We start from the raw sequence: 17,042 nt of genomic DNA, 5'->3' as shown, positions 1-17,042 counted from the left end.
AGGCGTGACCTGCGAGGGTCACGCCTTTTTTTGTGCTTCTGTGGGACAGGGAGCTAAATACCGGGCAAAAAAAAGGGCGACCGAAGTCGCCCAAAATGCCTTGCGTGCTCATGTAACCCGGAAAAACCTATGGTTTTTTACGCTTGTTCGCGTCTTTCCAGATAAAAAATCCAAACCCTACAAAAAACAGCACCATGAGGCCGACAGTCAGCACCCCGGCAAAAACCACATTATCGAAAAACATGACCGGCCTCCTGCTCTTGCCCTGTTGCGATGGGGCTAAGTTAACCAAGAAGTCGGGGGGAGAAATTGACGGGGATCAATGTCGCCCGCAACGGGGCGTAAAGAAAGGAAATAACTGACCTGAATCAACAGATTCAGGGCATTTCAGCGCTTTTTGCCTTTGTTTTTCGACTTTTTCTTCGCCTTGCCCAACGGCATGGCCTGCTCGAACGCCTGGCGCACGTCATTAAGGCGCTTGTCATTGAGGTCATGGACCCGCTTGGCCCGCTCGGCATTCAGGTCGATCAGCTTGTCGTCACTCATGGCATGGCTTACGTGGTGGCTGGAGTGCCTCAATAATGCGGCCTGGCCCGCCCGGGGGTCAAACCTCGACGTCCACCCACAACCCCTGGCGGGGCGCGTCCTCGATCAGCGGCGCGACCGGTACCGTATTGTCGGCGTTGAGCTCATCACCCGGGATGGCCAAGTGCTGCTCGGGATCTTCGTCGGCCTCGCGCCGGCGTTTTTGCTGTTCCTGCTGGCGTCGTTGTTCCTCGCGCAGCATCAGGGTCGATTGCTCGGCGTCGCGGTGCTTGAGGTCGATGGTGCTTTCGTTGGAGCTCGGCTGCGCAGGCACCACCGGCGGGATATCGGGCTTTGGGCGCACGGGGTCGAGTTGTGACGTGACCGGCACAACACTCAAGGGCAAGATCGGTGGCAGCATAATTATTAGTCTCCTGTCAGCAGGCTGTCGGCTGGTGCACTGGCGACTTGAGCCTGGGGCCGCCAACTTGTGACCCAGTCGTCAGTTACCCGTGCCCTGCCACCCGTCGAATCGCCCTCTTTGATCCCTGCAAGCGGAGTAGTTTTTGTCAGAGTCCTTTGGCTGGGGGCCTTGTTCCGTTAGAATAGTCGGCTTTTTCACGGCGGGAGTCAGGCAGCATGGCGCAGCAGTATCAACCGGGGCAACGCTGGATTAGTGACAGCGAAGCAGAGCTGGGGTTAGGCACCGTTCTCGCACAGGACGGCCGCTTGTTGACCGTGCTCTATCCGGCCACTGGCGACACCCGCCAGTATGCGCTACGGAATGCGCCCCTCACTCGCGTGAGGTTTTCGCCGGGTGACACCATCACCCACTTCGAAGGCTGGAAAATGACCGTGCGCGAGGTCGACGATGTCGACGGCCTGCTGGTCTACCACGGCCTCAATGGGCAGAACGAGCAGGTCACCCTGCCGGAAACCCAACTGTCGAACTTCATCCAGTTCCGCCTCGCCAGCGACCGTCTGTTCGCCGGCCAGATCGATCCGCTGGCCTGGTTCTCCCTGCGCTACCACACCCTGGAACACACCAGCCGCCAATTGCAGTCCGCGCTCTGGGGCCTGGGCGGCGTGCGTGCGCAGCCGATTGCACACCAATTGCACATTGCCCGCGAAGTCGCTGACCGTATCGCGCCACGGGTGCTGCTGGCCGACGAAGTGGGCCTGGGCAAGACCATCGAAGCCGGCCTGGTGATCCATCGCCAACTGCTGTCCGGGCGCGCCAATCGCGTGCTGATCCTGGTCCCGGAAAACCTGCAGCACCAATGGCTGGTAGAGATGCGCCGGCGTTTCAACCTGCAGGTCGCGCTGTTCGACGAAGAACGTTTTATCGAGAGCGATGCCAGCAACCCGTTCGAAGACACCCAGCTCGCGCTGGTGGCGCTGGAGTGGCTGGTGGACGACGAAAAAGCCCAGGACGCGCTGTTCGCCGCCGGCTGGGACTTGATGGTGGTCGACGAAGCGCACCACCTGGTCTGGCACGAAGAAAAAGCCAGCGCTGAATACCAACTGGTCGAGCAACTGGCCGAGACCATTCCCGGCGTGCTGCTGCTGACCGCAACCCCGGAACAACTGGGCCAGGACAGCCACTTCGCCCGTCTGCGCCTGCTGGACCCGAACCGTTTCCACGACGTCAAAGCCTTCCGCGCCGAGAGCGAGAACTATCGCCCGGTGGCCGAAGCGGTCCAGGAATTGATGGACAAGGGCCGCCTCTCGCCGGCCGCGCACAAGACTATCCAAGGGTTCCTCGGCAACGAAGGCGAAGCGCTGCTGGCTGCCGTCAACGATGGCGACACCGAAGCCAGTGCGCGCCTGGTGCGTGAGCTGCTGGATCGTCACGGCACCGGCCGCGTGCTGTTCCGTAACACCCGCGCCGCGGTGCAAGGCTTCCCTGAGCGCAAGCTGCACGCCTACCCGTTGCCGTGCCCGGACGAGTACCTGGAACTGCCGTTGGGCGAGCATGCCGAGCTGTACCCGGAAGTCAGCTTCCAGTCGCAGCCCGATATCGAAGAAGAAAACCGCTGGTGGCGCTTCGATCCGCGCGTCGAGTGGTTGATCGACCAGTTGAAGATGCTCAAGCGCACCAAGGTCCTGGTGATCTGCGCCCACGCCGAAACCGCCATGGACCTGGAAGACGCCCTGCGCGTGCGTTCCGGCATCCCGGCCACGGTGTTCCACGAGGGCATGAACATCCTCGAGCGGGACCGCGCCGCTGCCTACTTCGCCGATGAAGAGTTCGGCGCCCAGGTGCTGATCTGTTCGGAAATCGGCAGTGAAGGCCGCAACTTCCAGTTCGCCCACCACCTGGTGCTGTTCGACCTGCCATCGCACCCGGACTTGCTGGAGCAACGCATCGGGCGTCTGGACCGGATCGGCCAGAAGCATGTGATCGAACTGCACGTGCCGTACCTGGAAACCAGCCCGCAAGAGCGGCTGTTCCAGTGGTACCACGAAGCCCTGAACGCCTTCCTCAATACCTGCCCGACCGGCAACGCCTTGCAGCACCAGTTCGGCCCGCGCCTGCTGCCGCTGCTGGAAAATGCCGACGACGGCGAATGGCAAGCGCTGATCGACGAAGCCCGCGCCGAACGCGAGCGTCTGGAAGCCGAGCTGCACACTGGCCGCGACCGTTTGCTGGAGCTCAACTCCGGTGGCGCTGGCGAAGGTGACGCACTGGTCGAGGATATCCTGGAGCAAGACGACCAGTTCACCCTGCCGATCTACATGGAAACCCTGTTCGATGCGTTTGGCATCGACAGCGAAGACCATTCGGAAAACGCGCTGATCCTCAAGCCCAGCGAAAAAATGCTCGACGCCAGCTTCCCCCTTGGCGACGACGAAGGCGTGACCATCACCTACGACCGCAACCAGGCGCTGTCGCGCGAAGACATGCAGTTCATTACCTGGGAGCACCCGATGGTCCAGGGCGGCATGGATCTGGTGCTGTCCGGCTCCATGGGCAACACCGCCGTGGCGCTGATCAAGAACAAGGCGCTCAAGCCGGGCACCGTGTTGCTGGAGCTGCTCTACGTCAGCGAAGTAGTGGCGCCGCGTTCGCTGCAACTGGGTCGCTACCTGCCGCCGGCAGCACTGCGCTGCCTGCTGGATGCCAATGGCAATGACCTGTCGGGCCGGGTGTCCTTCACCACTCTGAACGACCAGCTGGAAAGCGTGCCCCGGGCCAGCGCCAACAAGTTCGTACAGGCCCAGCGCGACCAACTGACGCCTCGGATCAACGCCGGCGAAGAGAAAATCGCCCCGCGCCACGCCGAACGTGTGGCCGAGGCGCAACGCCGCCTGGCAGCGGACACCGACGAAGAGCTGGCGCGCCTGACCGCCCTGCAAGCCGTCAACCCGACCGTGCGCGACAGCGAACTGGTTGCCCTGCGCCAACAGCGCGAGCAAGGCCTGGCCATGCTCGACAAGGCGGCGCTGCGGTTGGAGGCGATTCGGGTGTTGGTCGCCGGTTGATCCGCGCCCTGCCCTGATGAACAAAAAGGCCCGCGCAATGCGGGCCTTTTTTATGGGGTTTTGCGGGCCTCATCGCAGGCAAGCCAGCTCTCACAGTGATCGGTGCGCTAACTGACAACTCGGTTAACTGTGGGAGCTGGCTTGCCTGCGATGGCATCACCTCGGTTTCAAGCTGTAGCCGCCGCTGCCGGCACCTCAACCCTCCCCAACCCATCCTTCATCCGCTTGGCATCGCGCACAAAACACCGTGAAGCCTGGAACAGAAACAGCATGGTCAGGAACAACGCTACCGGAATCAGGTACATAGCGTCATGCAGGCCCACGGCCTTGAACGCCTCGGTCATTTGCTCGGCACCCGCTGCGTACATCGCCGCATGGGCAAAGTGATCAGACAGAGCGCCCACCACCACCGGCCCCATGCCACCGCCCAGCAGATACAGGCCGGCGAAGAACAACGCCATGGCCGTCGCCCGCAGGCGTGGCTCCACCACGTCCTGGATCGCCGTGTACACACAGGTGTAGAAGTTATAGGCGAACAGCCAGCCCACACTGAACACCGCGACAAACACCCCTATCTCGATGCGCCCCGCATGCAGGGCCCAGGCCGTGCATACCGTGGAGATAATCAGGCTGAAGGCGGCAAACAGCAGCCGACCGTTGGCAATGCGCTGGTGAATCTTGTCCGCCACCAGGCCGCCCAGGGTCAGGCCGAACAGGCCCGTCACGCCGACAATCACCCCGGTCGCCACGGCCGCTTCTTGCAGCGGCATCAAAAAGTACCGTTGCAGCATCGGCACCAGGAACGAGTTGCAGGCATAGGTCGCAAAGTTGAAACACAGCCCCGCCAGCACCAGCCACAGGAAGGTGGGTACCGCCAACACGCGGCGGATCGGCCGGTCGACTTTCTCCTGGGAAACCTGCACGGTTTCGGCCGCACCGCGCTTGGGTTCCTTGATGTAAAACATGAACACCGCGAGGATCAGCCCCGGGATGGCCGCAATAAAGAACGGCGCTCGCCAGCTGTCGAACGCCTTGACCATCGCGCCGATGGTGAAGAACGCCAGCAACAGCCCCAGGGGCAGGCCCAGCATGAAAATCCCCATGGCCCGGGCGCGACGGTGGGCCGGGAACAGGTCGCCGATCAGCGAGTTGGCGGCCGGCGCATAACTGGCTTCGCCAATGCCGATGCCCATGCGCACCAGCAGGAAGGTCCAGAAGCTGCCGACCATGCCGTTGACTGCCGTCAACGCGCTCCAACTCGCCAGGCCCCAGCCCATCAGCTTGCTGCGCGAACCGGTATCGGCCAGGCGCCCCAGGGGCAAGCCGGCAATGGCGTAGACGATGGTGAACGCGGTGCCGATGATGCCGAGCTGGAAGTCACTGAGGTGCCATTCCATGCGGATCGGCTCGATGATGATCGCCGGGATCGTGCGATCAAAGAAGTTGAACAGGTTGGCCAGGAACAGCAGGAACAGAATGCGCCAGGCATTCGCCGCTTGGGTCGAGTTCTGCATGGGTCCGTCTCTTTTATTGTTATAGAGGCTCGATGCCGACGCATCCTGCCCGGAACCTGCAATCTAGTCAGGCACGGCGCGGTTGTCTGTAATGATTCGTAAAGCTGATAGGGCGTAATTTCATCCTGGACAGCGGGGTTTTGCCCGGCAAAAAAATAAGCACCCGCCCCCCTTCCCAAGCGCCTTGGCAGGAATAGAATAGCGAGCCTTCCGCAGTTCCCCCCTTACCTCTTATTGATGACGTGCCATGTCCGATGCCAGTCCGTGTCTGAATTGCGGTGCCTGCTGTTCACACTTTCGCGTGTCTTTCTTTTGGGGCGAATGCGCCTCATCAGGCGGCACCGTGCCCGATGAACGGGTGGTACAGATCAACCCCAGCCGGGTGGCGATGATCGGCACCGACCAGAAACCGGCACGCTGTTGCAGCCTGGAGGGCGAAGTGGGCAGCGGCACCCGCTGTTCAATCTATGAGCAGCGTTCCAGCGTGTGCCGGGAGTTCGAGGCGTCGTGGAGCCAGGGTGAAGTCAACGTCGACTGCGACGCCGCACGCGCGGCATTTGGCCTGGCGCCGCTGGAACAGCCGCCTTACGAGTTTGAGCTGCCCATCAGCGCTTAGCACCATTGGCTATGGCCAGCATGCCAAAATCGAAGAAATCAAAATGCCATTACGGCTTGCGATTCCGTTGAGCCTTCTATACTCGATTCCATAGGTCATCGCCGCGCGCAGTGACACGAGATGACTCTGTAACGGGACATGCTATGGAATGGCTGGGTCTGCATTTTTTTACCCCCCTTCCCGAGAGCGGGCATTTATTAATCGATTGCACCCATAACCCCTTCCTGGTGCTACTGGCGTACCTGGTTGCCTGCGCAGCGGGCTTCGGCACCCTGGACATGGCCGAACGGGTCGGCCACGTCGACAACCTGACGGCAAAACGCCGCTGGCGCTGGATCGGCGCCGGTTGCCTGGCTGGCGGGATCTGGTCGACGCACTTCATCAGCATGCTGGCGTTCCAGGCGCCCATCGCCATCCATTACGAACTGTTCATGACCTTTGCTTCGTTGCTGATCGCCATGATCGCGGCGATGTTCGCCATGCAAACCCTCAGTCATGCACAACTGCGCTTTCATCAGTACCTGGTGGCGTCCATCTGGATGGGCCTGGGCATCGCCCTGATGCATTACGTGGGCATGTCCGCCATGCGCTCCGAGGCCCAGGTGTATTTCTCCAGCGGGCTGTTCGGGTTGTCGATAGCAATCGCCATTGGCGCTAGCCTTGCGGCCTTGCTGCTGTCCCGCTACCTGCGCAATGGCAGCGGGATGTTCCACCAATTGCTCAAGTACGGTGCCAGCCTGGTGCTGGGCGCCGGCATTATCAGCATGCACTTCACCGGCATGGCCGCCATGCAATTGCTGGTGCCCACCGGGGCCGCGCCGTCGTTGCCGATCGATAACAACCCCACGCAGCTGGGGCTGTCGGTGGCTGTCATTACGTTGCTGGTGATCGGCAGCAGCATCAGCGCGGCCCTCGCCGACAAGAAACTGCAGCACAAGGAGCGCGACCTGCGGCGAGTCAATGCCTTGCTGAGCGAGCTGGACCAGGCGCGGGCGTCCCTGCAGCAAGTGGCCCATTACGACGCCTTGACCAGCCTGCTCAATCGCCGGGGCTTCAACCAGATCTTCGCTGAAAAACTCGCGCAGAAAACCCAGGCCGGAGGCATGCTGGCGGTGATCTTCCTCGACATCGACCACTTTAAGCGGATCAACGACAGCCTGGGCCACGACGCCGGCGACGAACTGCTGACGGTGCTGGCTGGCCATATCAAGAGTTCGGTGCGCAGCCACAATGATGTGGTGGCGCGGTTCGGCGGCGATGAGTTCTGCATCCTGATCAACATCCATCATCGCGATGAAGCGCGGCACATGGCCCAGCGCATCATGCAAAAAATGAAAGAGCCCATCGAACTGGCCGGTCGACGCATGGTGATGACCACCAGCATCGGCATCAGTGTATTTCCCGAGGACGGGACCACCAGCGAGGAACTGCTGAAAACTGCCGACCTGGCGCTGTACCAGTCCAAGGATGGCGGGCGCAACAGCCTCAACTTCTTCAGTTCCAACCTCAAAACCCGGGCCTCTCTTGAACTGCAGTTGGAAGAGGAGCTGCGAAACGCGTTACGCAGCCAAAAAGAACTGGTCCTGCACTACCAACCCATCCTGGACCTGCGCAAAGGCAAGGTCACCCGGCTCGAAGCCCTGGTGCGCTGGCAACATCCCCTGCATGGCTTGCTGGCGCCAGACCGGTTTATCGGCATTGCCGAAAACAACGGCCTGATCGCCGAGCTGGACAACTGGGTACTGCGCCAGGCCTGTGCCGACCTGGGCTGGCTGACGGACCAGGGCCACCCGGACCTGACCATGGCCGTCAACTGTTCGGCCCTGAACCTGGCCCGTGACGAGTTGGCCGATGAGATCGAATACGCCTTGCGCAGCAGTGGCATCGCCGCCAGCCGCCTGGAGCTGGAAGTCACGGAAAATGCCTTGATGGGCAACATCAGCAGCACCCTGGTCCTGCTGCGGCAAATCCGCGCGCTGGGTGTCGCGCTGTCCATCGATGACTTCGGCACCGGCTATTCCTCGCTCTCCTACCTCAAGCGCCTGCCCCTCAATACACTGAAGATCGATCGCTCCTTTATCCAGGACATCCCCAAGTCCACCACCGATATGGAAATTGTCCAGGCGATCATCGGCATGGCCCACACCCTGCATTTGCAGGTGATCACCGAAGGCGTGGAAACCCCGCAGCAACTGGAGCTGCTGGTCAAGCATGGCTGCGATTACGTGCAGGGCTACCTGCTCAGCGCGGCGGTGCCGGCCAGTGAAGTCAGCGCTGTGATTACCGCGCTTGACCAGCACAACCCGCTCACACCGCTAAGCCTGGCAGGCGGCAAGGACGCCTCTTCGGTTGTACGTCCCATCCGCTGAAGCGCAGCAGCCTTGGCATATCGCCATCATTTTGATTAAAGAACGCCGACGAACGGCCGATTCATGAGAGTCCGGCGTCGCTTTTCCCTAGAAACAATAGGGTTAAGACTGATCGCCGAGACCTAAAACGCACTGTAAAAGTCGCGAACTCTCACTCGGTGATGGCTCTTTAATGCTTTCCAGCCATCCGTCCAGGCACATGGCGCACAATGACTTCTAAAAATAACCCTGTTACTGCGGTATCCGACGTGTTGCTCACAGCTCCTGCGGAAAAACCCTCAGGCTCAAAGTCATTGCACAGTCAACGTGCGCTGGGCACCCAGCAATACCTGTACTTCACCGAGACCAACACCGACCGCATCCTCGACAACCTCGACGGCCTGCGCGACATGGTCTTCCCGCGCCCGCCGCACCTTGAGGGTGACAGCGAGTTGCGCAGCGAGCAGGAGTTTCCCTCGGTCTGCCTGATCGGCCTGGGGCGCTGCGGTTCCAACATCGCCCTGGATGTGGCGGAGTTGGTGTACAACGCCCGCAAGTTCTACCTGAACGAGTTCAGCACCGAAGACAAATCCTACGTTGAAAAGGGCTACAGCCCAGCCCAATGGATCCGCAACAACCTGCGCCTGGGCGCCAGCAAGGCCAGCAAGCCGGTGTTCCTGGTAGAACCATTGGTGATGCTCGGCGACCTGGATAAGGACATTGCCGGGCGCATCCGCTTCTCGCGCAAGGGCGAGAAAAGCGGCTTTTTGCGCGACTACAGCAAGATGAAGATCATGGACCTGTCGGAAGTGCATGCCGGCGGCGCCGGTAACGCCCCGATCCTGGGCCAGTACCTGGCCAAGATCATCCTCAATAAGGATACCCAGCGGTTTTCCAGCCCCGACTGGAAGATGATCCACTCGTACCTGATCGACTCCTGCGGGATCAAGGCCAACCAGTCGCGCCTGTATTTCTCGATTTTCAGCGCCGGCGGTGGCACCGGCTCGGGCATGGCCTCGGAGTTTGGCCTGGCCCAGCAACACTCGTACATGAACAAGACCTTCGACACCAAGCCCGCCGACGAGCACGACAGCAAGAGCGGCCATGCCTTCGTGTTCGAGCCGATCTTCACCAGCGGCATCTGTGTGCTGCCGAACATCTCCGATCACCGCAGCGAAATGTCCGAGGCGCTGCATATCAACGCCGGTCGGCTGCTGTGCAAGTACCTGTCGGAGGAATGGGACTTCTCGTACAACTTCGACAATGAAGACAGCAGCGAGGCCAGCGTCAAAGGCCGTATCCGCCCGTGGAACGCGATGATGCTGATCTCCAACGACATCATGCGTTACGCCGAAGAAAGCGACGACGGCAACATCCAGAACATTGACGTCAATGCCATGGAAAAACACGCCAACCAGTACATCTCACAGCAGATCTTCAACATTCTGACGGCCCAGGCGGTGACGACCGACTACGACCAGAACTATTTCCGCCGTGCCGGCATCGATATCGGTGAAACCATTCGCCTGGACGCCAACGACCTGTTCATGAGCCTGGCCGGGCCGGTGGCAATTGCCTATGCCGAGTCGGTCGTGCCGGAAACCCCGGCGCCGAGCAACGACAAGTTCAAGGTGTTTGAAAAAGAACCCCAGCGCCTGAACATCGATGACTTGTTCTTCCGCTCCATCGACCTGCCTCACTTCAATAAGGTCACCCAGGCCATTGAAGGCATCAGCCTGTTGCCGATCGAATCCAAGCGCTACAAGGCGTCCCTGGAGCAATACAAGAATTCCGGCTATGACGCGGCGGCCCTGCATGACCTGCACTTCTTCAAGAACTGCTCGTCGGTGGTGTCTATCGTCTCCCTGCCCAAGGACTACAAGCTGTCCTATATGGACCTGAACCGGCTCAAGACCCACCTCAACAGCCTGTTCCCCAACACCACGCTCAAGCGCTACGCCCTGGTGATCGGCGCTTCGGCCAACCTGTCACTGACCACCCTGATCGCCAAGAGCCCGTGCCTGTCAGATGATTTCCTGACGTTGATCGTGGCCTTTATCAAACGCTGCTTTGCCCGCAACCCGTACCGTTTCGACGAGACGCTGGACAATTCGATCCTGGATTTCATCATCCACGAAGACTTCGACGAGGACCGTATCGACGAGTTGCTCAACGAATTCGAGAACCCGGCGAAAATCCTCGATACCAACTGGTACGCAATCAAGCCGATGTATGAGAAGAAGTACCGCGAGCTGATCAACGACAAGGAGAAGTTTGTCTCGATCAACGACATACGTCTGTCGCGCGATTGCGTGAAGAAGGCGATCAAGTACCTGCGTGAGATTTATCGTCACCGGATTGGCAAGACCAAGGTTATTTCCTTGAATAACCATACGGGCAAGACCGCCTAGACCGCGGCGCGGCCTTCGCGAGCAAGCCCGCTCCCACAGTTGACCGAGGTCTACCCTTGGAATGCGGTCGACTGTGGGAGCGGGCTTGCTCGCGAAAGCGGTCTGCCAGGCGACAATATCCATAACCTTGCCACACCAAGAAACAATTCCCCCGGCCATTCGCGGCCCGCAAAACTGTTCCCATGACGTTTACGTCACCCTCCCTTGTGACCTTTCTTCACGGCCAGTTGCCATCATGGGCAAAGCGGTTACTCCGCTACACACTTTTAAAGGCGCGAAACTCGCACCATTTCGGTGCCTGCGTTTAGTTGGATGCCCTTTCCTGGATCAGAATCCACGGCGAAACCACCACCGCCCACAGGCTCGGATTACGCTCCACCAGGTCCAATGCCCGCGTCGCAGACACTTCGCCAAGGCTCCCCGAGGCCAGCCAGGCAGCCACTTTGTCCCGACTGTCCTCGGCCATCCCCTCGGCCGCTTCGATCAAATCCAGACCGGCGTCGACCCACAATAGGGCACCCTTGGCGAAGAACGGTTCAAGCTCCTTCCAGGAAATTTCCGCGGTTTCGCCGAGCAGCTTGGCATAGAGGGTGCTAGGTTCTTGCGTCATGGGAACTCACCTGAGGAAAAAATCGGCGCAATCATACCGTCGAGACTTCCCCAGAAAAACCCAGTTGCAATTGAGGCACCGATTGAAAGTGTCAGGAACGCCAAGGATTGCCCGAGACTCTGGCATTCACCCGCCGCAATTCTGTCTTTTTCTTTCATTTAAGCGACATACCCGGGGTTTGCCCCCAGCAGCTAGCTTTTCAAGCGATCAACCGGCGCTCTACACTGTACCGGTACAGTTGCCAGGCCGCTGCCGGGGGGATATCCGAGATATCTGATCCGGTTCTGTAGCCCACAAGGCCGCTAGAACTATAAAAAATACAACAGTAAGAGTGGAGCACTATGAATAAGGCTACTAAGCAGATTTCCAAACTGTTTGCCGCTATGGTCCTGGCTGGGGTTGCCGGCCATTCGTTCGCAGCTGACACCATCAAGATCGGTATTGCCGGCCCTAAAACCGGCCCTGTGACCCAATACGGCGATATGCAATTCATGGGTGCCAAGCAAGCCATCAAGGACATCAACGCCAAGGGCGGTGTCGATGGCAAAATGCTCGAAGCCAAGGAATACGACGACGCTTGCGACCCTAAACAAGCCGTTGCCGTAGCCAACAAAGTGGTCAACGACGGCGTCAAGTTCGTGGTCGGCCACCTCTGCTCCAGCTCCACTCAACCTGCAACCGACATCTACGAAGACGAAGGCGTGATCATGATCACCCCGGCGGCCACCAGCCCGGAAATCACCAACCGTGGCTACAAGCTGATCTTCCGTACCATCGGCCTGGACAGCGCCCAGGGCCCTGCGGCCGGCAACTACATCGCCGACCACGTCAAGCCGAAGGCCGTCGCAGTCCTGCACGACAAGCAACAATACGGTGAAGGCATCGCCACTGCGGTCAAGCAGACCCTCGAAGGCAAAGGCATCAAGGTTGCCATGTTCGAAGGCCTGAACGCCGGCGACAAGGACTTCTCCTCGATTATCCAGAAGCTCAAGCAAGCCAACGTCGACTTCGTCTACTACGGCGGCTACCACCCGGAACTGGGCCTGATCCTGCGCCAGGCCCAGGAAAAAGGCGTGAAAGCCAAGTTCATGGGCCCGGAAGGCGTGGGCAACGACTCCATCTCGCAAATCGCCCAGAAAGCCTCCGAAGGCCTGCTGGTCACCCTGCCGAAATCCTTCGACGCCGACCCTGCGAACAAGGCCATCGTCGACGCACTCAAGGCTGACGGCAAAGACCCAAGCGGTCCGTTCGTGTTCCCGGCCTACTCGGCGGTTGAAATCATCGCTGGCGGCATCGCTGCTGCAAAAAGCGAAGACACCACCAAAGTAGCCGAGGCCATCCACGCGGGTACCTTCAAGACCCCGACCGGCGACCTGAGCTTCGATAAGAACGGCGACCTGAAAGACTTCAAGTTCGTGGTCTACGAATGGCACTTCGGCCAACCAAAAACCGAAGTATCCCCTCAGTAAGCCAGGCGTTACTGGACAACAAGCCCACTGTGCAAGCAGTGGGTTTTGTTTTACGAGGTTTATGGGCCACGCACCCGCGATCCGGGCGCTGGCTCACCTGAAAATCTTAAAACCGTCACCAGCGGTTCGCTGGCAAATGCTTTGTGCAAATGTGCTCACAGAACACAGCACCAGGCTGGAAGATGACTCCACCAGTGAAAAGCGTATCGGGTTTTTAGGAGCGCTGTAATGCCTGAGATCTATCATTTTTTCCAACAGCTGGTTAATGGCCTGACCATTGGCAGCACCTATGCCTTGATAGCCATTGGCTACACAATGGTTTACGGCATCATTGGAATGATCAACTTCGCCCACGGCGAGGTGTACATGATTGGCTCCTACGTGGCGTTCATCGCCATTGCCGGGCTGGCCATGATGGGTATCCACTCCCTGCCGCTGTTGATGACTGCCGCGTTCCTTGCGTCAATCGTCGTAACCAGTGCCTACGGCTACAGTATCGAACGCGTTGCATACCGCCCCCTGCGTGGCAGCAACCGCCTGATCCCGTTGATTTCCGCCATCGGCATGTCGATTTTCCTGCAGAACACCGTATTGCTGTCCCAGGACTCCAAGGACAAGTCCATTCCCAACCTGATCCCGGGGAGCTTTTCCTTCGGTCCAGGTGGCGCACAAGAAGTGCTGATTTCCTACATGCAGATCCTGGTCTTCGTCGTCACCCTGGTGGCCATGCTGGGCCTGACCCTGTTCATCTCCCGCTCCCGTCTGGGGCGCGCCTGCCGGGCCTGTGCCGAAGACATCAAGATGGCCAACCTGCTGGGCATCAACACCAACAACATCATTGCCCTGACCTTCGTCATCGGCGCCGCACTGGCCGCCGTCGCTGCCGTGTTGCTGAGCATGCAGTATGGCGTGATCAACCCCAACGCCGGCTTCCTGGTGGGGCTCAAAGCCTTCACTGCGGCGGTCCTCGGCGGCATCGGCAGTATTCCGGGCGCGATGCTCGGCGGGCTGGTGCTGGGTGTGGCCGAAGCGTTTGGTGCCGATATCTTCGGCGACCAGTACAAGGACGTGGTGGCCTTCGGTCTATTGGTTCTGGTGCTGTTATTCCGGCCGACCGGCATCCTGGGCCGTCCGGAGGTTGAGAAAGTATGAGCAGATATCTTAAATCGGCGTTTTTCAGCGCCTTGCTGGTATGGGCCGTGGCCTTTCCGGTACTCGGGCTCAAGTTGAGCATTGTCGGGATCAACCTTGAAGTACACGGCACCGGGCCGGTGACGCTGACCATCATTGCCCTGTGCTCGGTGCTGATGTTCCTGCGGGTGCTGTTCACCCAGCAGGTCGGGGCACTGCTCAAGTCCAATCGTGGCCCGCTGGTCTCGCCCAAGGTCAGCCAGTTCCTGACCCTGCCGCGCACCCAGCGCTACATCATCATCGGCCTGATCGTGGCCGCGTTGATCTGGCCATTCTTCGGCTCCCGTGGTGCGGTGGATATCGCCACCCTGATCCTGATCTACGTGCTGCTGGGCCTGGGCCTGAACATCGTGGTGGGCCTGGCCGGCCTGCTCGACCTGGGTTATGTGGGTTTCTACGCGGTGGGTGCCTACACCTACGCGCTGCTCTCGCACTACCTGGGCTGGAGCTTCTGGATCTGCCTGCCTCTGGCCGGCATGGCAGCGGCGACGTTCGGCTTCCTGCTGGGCTTCCCGGTGTTGCGCTTGCGCGGTGACTACCTGGCCATCGTGACCCTGGGTTTTGGTGAGATCATCCGTCTGTTCCTGCGTAACCTCACTGATATCACCGGCGGCCCCAACGGCATCAGCAGCATTCCCAAGCCAACGTTCTTCGGCTTGTCGTTTGATCGCTCCGCTGCCGAGGGCATGCAGACCTTCCACGAGTACTTCGGGATTGCCTACAACCCGGTGAGCAAAGTGGTGTTCCTGTACCTGGTCGCCCTGTTGCTGGCCCTGGCCGCGCTGTTCGTGATCAACCGCCTGCTGCGCATGCCGATCGGGCGTGCCTGGGAAGCGCTGCGTGAAGACGAAATCGCCTGCCGTGCGCTGGGCCTGAACCCGACCATCATCAAGCTCTCCGCCTTCACCCTGGGTGCCGCGTTCGCCGGTTTCGCCGGCAGCTTCTTTGCCGCTCGCCAAGGCCTGGTGACACCGGAGTCGTTCACCTTCATCGAGTCGGCAATCATCCTCGCCATCGTGGTATTGGGTGGCATGGGCTCGCAGTTGGGCGTGATCCTCGCGGCCATCGTGATGATCCTGCTGCCGGAACTGATGCGTGAATTCAGCGAGTACCGCATGTTGATGTTCGGCGCCATGATGGTGCTGATGATGATCTGGCGCCCTCAAGGCCTGCTGCCCATGCAACGTCCACATATGGAGCTGCGCAAATGAGCCGCGAGATCCTGAAAGTCGAAAACCTGAGCATGCGCTTCGGCGGCTTGCTGGCGGTCAATGGCGTCGCCCTGACCGTCAAAGAGAAACAAGTGGTCGCGTTGATCGGCCCCAACGGCGCCGGCAAGACTACGGTGTTCAACTGCCTGACCGGTTTCTACAAGCCGGCCGGTGGCAGCATCCTGCTGGACGGCCAGCCGATCCAGGGCCTGGCCGGTCACCAGATTGCCCGCAAGGGCGTGGTGCGGACCTTCCAGAACGTGCGGTTGTTCAAGGACATGACCGCCGTGGAAAACCTGCTGATCGCCCAGCACCGGCACCTGAACACCAATTTCTTCGCGGGCCTGTTCAAGACCCCGGCGTTTCGCAAGAGCGAGCGCGAGGCCATGGAATACGCCGCGTACTGGCTGGACAAGGTCAACTTGACCGAGTTTGCCAACCGCCCGGCCGGCACCCTGGCCTATGGTCAGCAACGTCGCCTGGAAATCGCCCGCTGCATGATGACCCGCCCGCGGATCCTGATGCTCGACGAACCGGCTGCGGGCCTCAACCCCAAGGAAACCGAAGACCTCAAGGCGTTGATCGGTGTGCTGCGTGAAGAAAACAACGCCACCGTGCTGCTGATCGAACACGACATGAAACTGGTCATGAGCATTTCCGACCATATCGTCGTGATCAACCAGGGCACGCCGTTGGCCAACGGGACGCCGGAGCAGATCCGCGACAACCCGCAAGTGATCAAAGCCTATTTGGGGGAAGCGTAAATGCTGCAATTCGAAAACGTTTCCACTTTCTACGGCAAGATCCAGGCCCTGCACGACGTCAACGTGGAAGTGCGCCAGGGCGAAATCGTCACCCTGATCGGCGCCAACGGTGCCGGCAAGTCCACCCTGCTGATGACCCTGTGCGGTTCGCCCCAGGCTCACAGCGGCAGCATCCGCTACATGGGTGAGGAACTGGTGGGCCAGCACTCGGCGGCGATCATGCGCAAGAGCATTGCCGTGGTCCCGGAAGGCCGTCGGGTGTTTGCCCGCCTGACCGTGGAAGAGAACCTGGCCATGGGCGGGTTCTTCACCGATAAGGGCGACTACCAGGAGCAGATGGACAAGGTGCTGCACCTGTTCCCTCGGCTCAAGGAGCGCTTCAGCCAGCGCGGCGGCACCATGTCCGGTGGCGAACAGCAAATGCTTGCCATCGGTCGTGCGCTGATGAGCAAGCCCAAGCTGCTGTTGCTGGACGAGCCTTCCCTGGGCCTGGCGCCGATCATCATCCAGCAGATCTTCGATATCATCGAGCAGCTGCGCAAGGACGGTGTGACGGTGTTCTTGGTGGAGCAGAACGCCAACCAGGCGTTGAAAATTGCCGACCGCGCCTATGTGCTGGAAAACGGCCGGGTGGTGATGCAGGGCAGCGGCGAACAACTGCTGACCGATCCGAAAGTGCGCGAGGCGTACCTGGGCGGCTAAAAACGGTTGCTGGATGAACCGGACCAACATGTGGGAGCGGGCTTGCCCGCGATGGCGGTGTGTCAGTGCTGGATGTATTGGCTGACACGCCTCTATCGCGAGCAAGCCCGCTCCCACATTTGCTTTGTGTGAATCGTAGATTTCGCGCTGTTTTAAAGTTTTCTTCGATCCACCTGTAACGATCCCCTCCCCCCT

At 60.1% G+C, this 17,042-nt stretch carries 15 protein-coding genes; 9 read left to right on the top strand and 6 right to left on the bottom strand.

Annotated elements, in window-relative coordinates; translation table 11 throughout:
* Window positions 1–127 precede the first annotated feature (127 nt).
* From ccoM to ACSSVH_RS06110, 3 genes are all read right to left on the bottom strand, one after another.
* The gene (gene ccoM / locus ACSSVH_RS06120) at window positions 128–244 is read right to left on the bottom strand and encodes a cytochrome c oxidase subunit CcoM (protein WP_029297086.1); all 117 of its coding nucleotides are present in this window, start codon (window positions 242–244) and stop codon (window positions 128–130) included.
* Between the two features lie 143 nt (window positions 245–387).
* On the bottom strand, window positions 388–546 hold the full coding sequence (locus ACSSVH_RS06115; RefSeq protein WP_170058354.1) for a hypothetical protein: 159 nt from the start codon (window positions 544–546) through the stop codon (window positions 388–390).
* Between the two features lie 58 nt (window positions 547–604).
* The gene (locus ACSSVH_RS06110) at window positions 605–946 is read right to left on the bottom strand and encodes a hypothetical protein (RefSeq protein ID WP_029297088.1); all 342 of its coding nucleotides are present in this window, start codon (window positions 944–946) and stop codon (window positions 605–607) included.
* A 218-nt stretch (window positions 947–1,164) separates the two neighbouring features.
* Between ACSSVH_RS06110 and rapA the strand changes: the two genes are divergently transcribed.
* Window positions 1,165–4,011 (top strand): RNA polymerase-associated protein RapA, encoded by a 2,847-nt coding sequence (gene rapA / locus ACSSVH_RS06105; protein ID WP_169955510.1) that lies wholly within the window; start codon window positions 1,165–1,167, stop codon window positions 4,009–4,011.
* A gap of 167 nt (window positions 4,012–4,178) precedes the next feature.
* Here the strand turns inward: rapA and ACSSVH_RS06100 are convergent, their stop codons facing one another.
* Window positions 4,179–5,525, bottom strand: coding sequence for an MFS transporter (locus tag ACSSVH_RS06100; RefSeq protein WP_115127555.1), 1,347 nt, complete (start codon window positions 5,523–5,525; stop codon window positions 4,179–4,181).
* A 247-nt stretch (window positions 5,526–5,772) separates the two neighbouring features.
* Between ACSSVH_RS06100 and ACSSVH_RS06095 the strand changes: the two genes are divergently transcribed.
* From ACSSVH_RS06095 to ACSSVH_RS06085, 3 genes are all read left to right on the top strand, one after another.
* Window positions 5,773–6,141, top strand: a complete 369-nt coding sequence (locus ACSSVH_RS06095) for a YkgJ family cysteine cluster protein (RefSeq protein ID WP_169955508.1) — start codon at window positions 5,773–5,775, stop codon at window positions 6,139–6,141.
* A 143-nt stretch (window positions 6,142–6,284) separates the two neighbouring features.
* Window positions 6,285–8,510 carry a putative bifunctional diguanylate cyclase/phosphodiesterase gene (locus ACSSVH_RS06090; protein WP_170058353.1) on the top strand — a complete coding sequence of 742 codons (2,226 nt, stop codon included), beginning with the start codon at window positions 6,285–6,287 and terminating at the stop codon, window positions 8,508–8,510.
* 209 nt (window positions 8,511–8,719) lie between these two features.
* Entirely contained in the window at window positions 8,720–10,900 is a 2,181-nt protein-coding gene (locus ACSSVH_RS06085) for a hypothetical protein (RefSeq protein WP_169955506.1), read from the top strand.
* Between the two features lie 304 nt (window positions 10,901–11,204).
* Here the strand turns inward: ACSSVH_RS06085 and ACSSVH_RS06080 are convergent, their stop codons facing one another.
* Together ACSSVH_RS06080 and ACSSVH_RS06075 are read right to left on the bottom strand one after the other, a co-directional pair.
* Complete coding sequence (locus ACSSVH_RS06080) at window positions 11,205–11,510, bottom strand: DUF2288 domain-containing protein (protein WP_170042903.1); 306 nt, start codon at window positions 11,508–11,510, stop codon at window positions 11,205–11,207.
* Entirely contained in the window at window positions 11,507–11,668 is a 162-nt protein-coding gene (locus tag ACSSVH_RS06075) for a hypothetical protein (RefSeq protein ID WP_169955504.1), read from the bottom strand. Before ACSSVH_RS06075 ends, ACSSVH_RS06080 begins: the two co-directional genes overlap by 4 nt.
* Window positions 11,669–11,851: 183 nt before the next feature.
* On the opposite strand from ACSSVH_RS06075, the gene ACSSVH_RS06070 reads away from it, so the two are divergent.
* From ACSSVH_RS06070 to ACSSVH_RS06050, 5 genes are all read left to right on the top strand, one after another.
* A complete protein-coding gene (locus tag ACSSVH_RS06070) occupies window positions 11,852–12,979 on the top strand; it encodes a branched-chain amino acid ABC transporter substrate-binding protein (RefSeq protein ID WP_492634226.1) in 1,128 nt (375 codons plus the stop codon).
* Between the two features lie 228 nt (window positions 12,980–13,207).
* Window positions 13,208–14,131: a high-affinity branched-chain amino acid ABC transporter permease LivH gene (gene livH / locus ACSSVH_RS06065; protein ID WP_169955502.1), complete on the top strand. Its 924-nt coding sequence runs from the start codon at window positions 13,208–13,210 to the stop codon at window positions 14,129–14,131.
* The gene (locus ACSSVH_RS06060; RefSeq protein WP_029297111.1) at window positions 14,128–15,381 is read left to right on the top strand and encodes a high-affinity branched-chain amino acid ABC transporter permease LivM; all 1,254 of its coding nucleotides are present in this window, start codon (window positions 14,128–14,130) and stop codon (window positions 15,379–15,381) included. The genes livH and ACSSVH_RS06060 overlap by 4 nt, the downstream gene beginning before the upstream one ends.
* Window positions 15,378–16,145 carry a high-affinity branched-chain amino acid ABC transporter ATP-binding protein LivG gene (livG, locus tag ACSSVH_RS06055; RefSeq protein ID WP_169955501.1) on the top strand — a complete coding sequence of 256 codons (768 nt, stop codon included), beginning with the start codon at window positions 15,378–15,380 and terminating at the stop codon, window positions 16,143–16,145. The genes ACSSVH_RS06060 and livG overlap by 4 nt, the downstream gene beginning before the upstream one ends.
* Complete coding sequence (locus ACSSVH_RS06050) at window positions 16,146–16,847, top strand: ABC transporter ATP-binding protein (RefSeq protein ID WP_029297115.1); 702 nt, start codon at window positions 16,146–16,148, stop codon at window positions 16,845–16,847. It abuts the gene before it with no gap.
* Window positions 16,848–17,042: the final 195 nt, after the last annotated feature.

The sequence above is a fragment of the Pseudomonas sp. HC1(2025) genome (genome assembly GCF_058742075.1).
This window is presented reverse-complemented; position numbering and strand designations above follow the sequence as displayed.

What these genes read in the sequence shown, in the direction of transcription:
- ccoM (WP_029297086.1), bottom strand. Translation starts at nt 244, where the DNA reads ATGTTTTTCGATAATGTGGTTTTTGCCGGGGTGCTGACTGTCGGCCTC.
- ACSSVH_RS06115 (WP_170058354.1), bottom strand. Translation starts at nt 546, where the DNA reads ATGAGTGACGACAAGCTGATCGACCTGAATGCCGAGCGGGCCAAGCGG.
- ACSSVH_RS06110 (WP_029297088.1), bottom strand. Translation starts at nt 946, where the DNA reads ATGCTGCCACCGATCTTGCCCTTGAGTGTTGTGCCGGTCACGTCACAA.
- rapA (WP_169955510.1), top strand. Translation starts at nt 1,165, where the DNA reads ATGGCGCAGCAGTATCAACCGGGGCAACGCTGGATTAGTGACAGCGAA.
- ACSSVH_RS06100 (WP_115127555.1), bottom strand. Translation starts at nt 5,525, where the DNA reads ATGCAGAACTCGACCCAAGCGGCGAATGCCTGGCGCATTCTGTTCCTG.
- ACSSVH_RS06095 (WP_169955508.1), top strand. Translation starts at nt 5,773, where the DNA reads ATGTCCGATGCCAGTCCGTGTCTGAATTGCGGTGCCTGCTGTTCACAC.
- ACSSVH_RS06090 (WP_170058353.1), top strand. Translation starts at nt 6,285, where the DNA reads ATGGAATGGCTGGGTCTGCATTTTTTTACCCCCCTTCCCGAGAGCGGG.
- ACSSVH_RS06085 (WP_169955506.1), top strand. Translation starts at nt 8,720, where the DNA reads ATGACTTCTAAAAATAACCCTGTTACTGCGGTATCCGACGTGTTGCTC.
- ACSSVH_RS06080 (WP_170042903.1), bottom strand. Translation starts at nt 11,510, where the DNA reads ATGACGCAAGAACCTAGCACCCTCTATGCCAAGCTGCTCGGCGAAACC.
- ACSSVH_RS06075 (WP_169955504.1), bottom strand. Translation starts at nt 11,668, where the DNA reads ATGAAAGAAAAAGACAGAATTGCGGCGGGTGAATGCCAGAGTCTCGGG.
- ACSSVH_RS06070 (WP_492634226.1), top strand. Translation starts at nt 11,852, where the DNA reads ATGAATAAGGCTACTAAGCAGATTTCCAAACTGTTTGCCGCTATGGTC.
- livH (WP_169955502.1), top strand. Translation starts at nt 13,208, where the DNA reads ATGCCTGAGATCTATCATTTTTTCCAACAGCTGGTTAATGGCCTGACC.
- ACSSVH_RS06060 (WP_029297111.1), top strand. Translation starts at nt 14,128, where the DNA reads ATGAGCAGATATCTTAAATCGGCGTTTTTCAGCGCCTTGCTGGTATGG.
- livG (WP_169955501.1), top strand. Translation starts at nt 15,378, where the DNA reads ATGAGCCGCGAGATCCTGAAAGTCGAAAACCTGAGCATGCGCTTCGGC.
- ACSSVH_RS06050 (WP_029297115.1), top strand. Translation starts at nt 16,146, where the DNA reads ATGCTGCAATTCGAAAACGTTTCCACTTTCTACGGCAAGATCCAGGCC.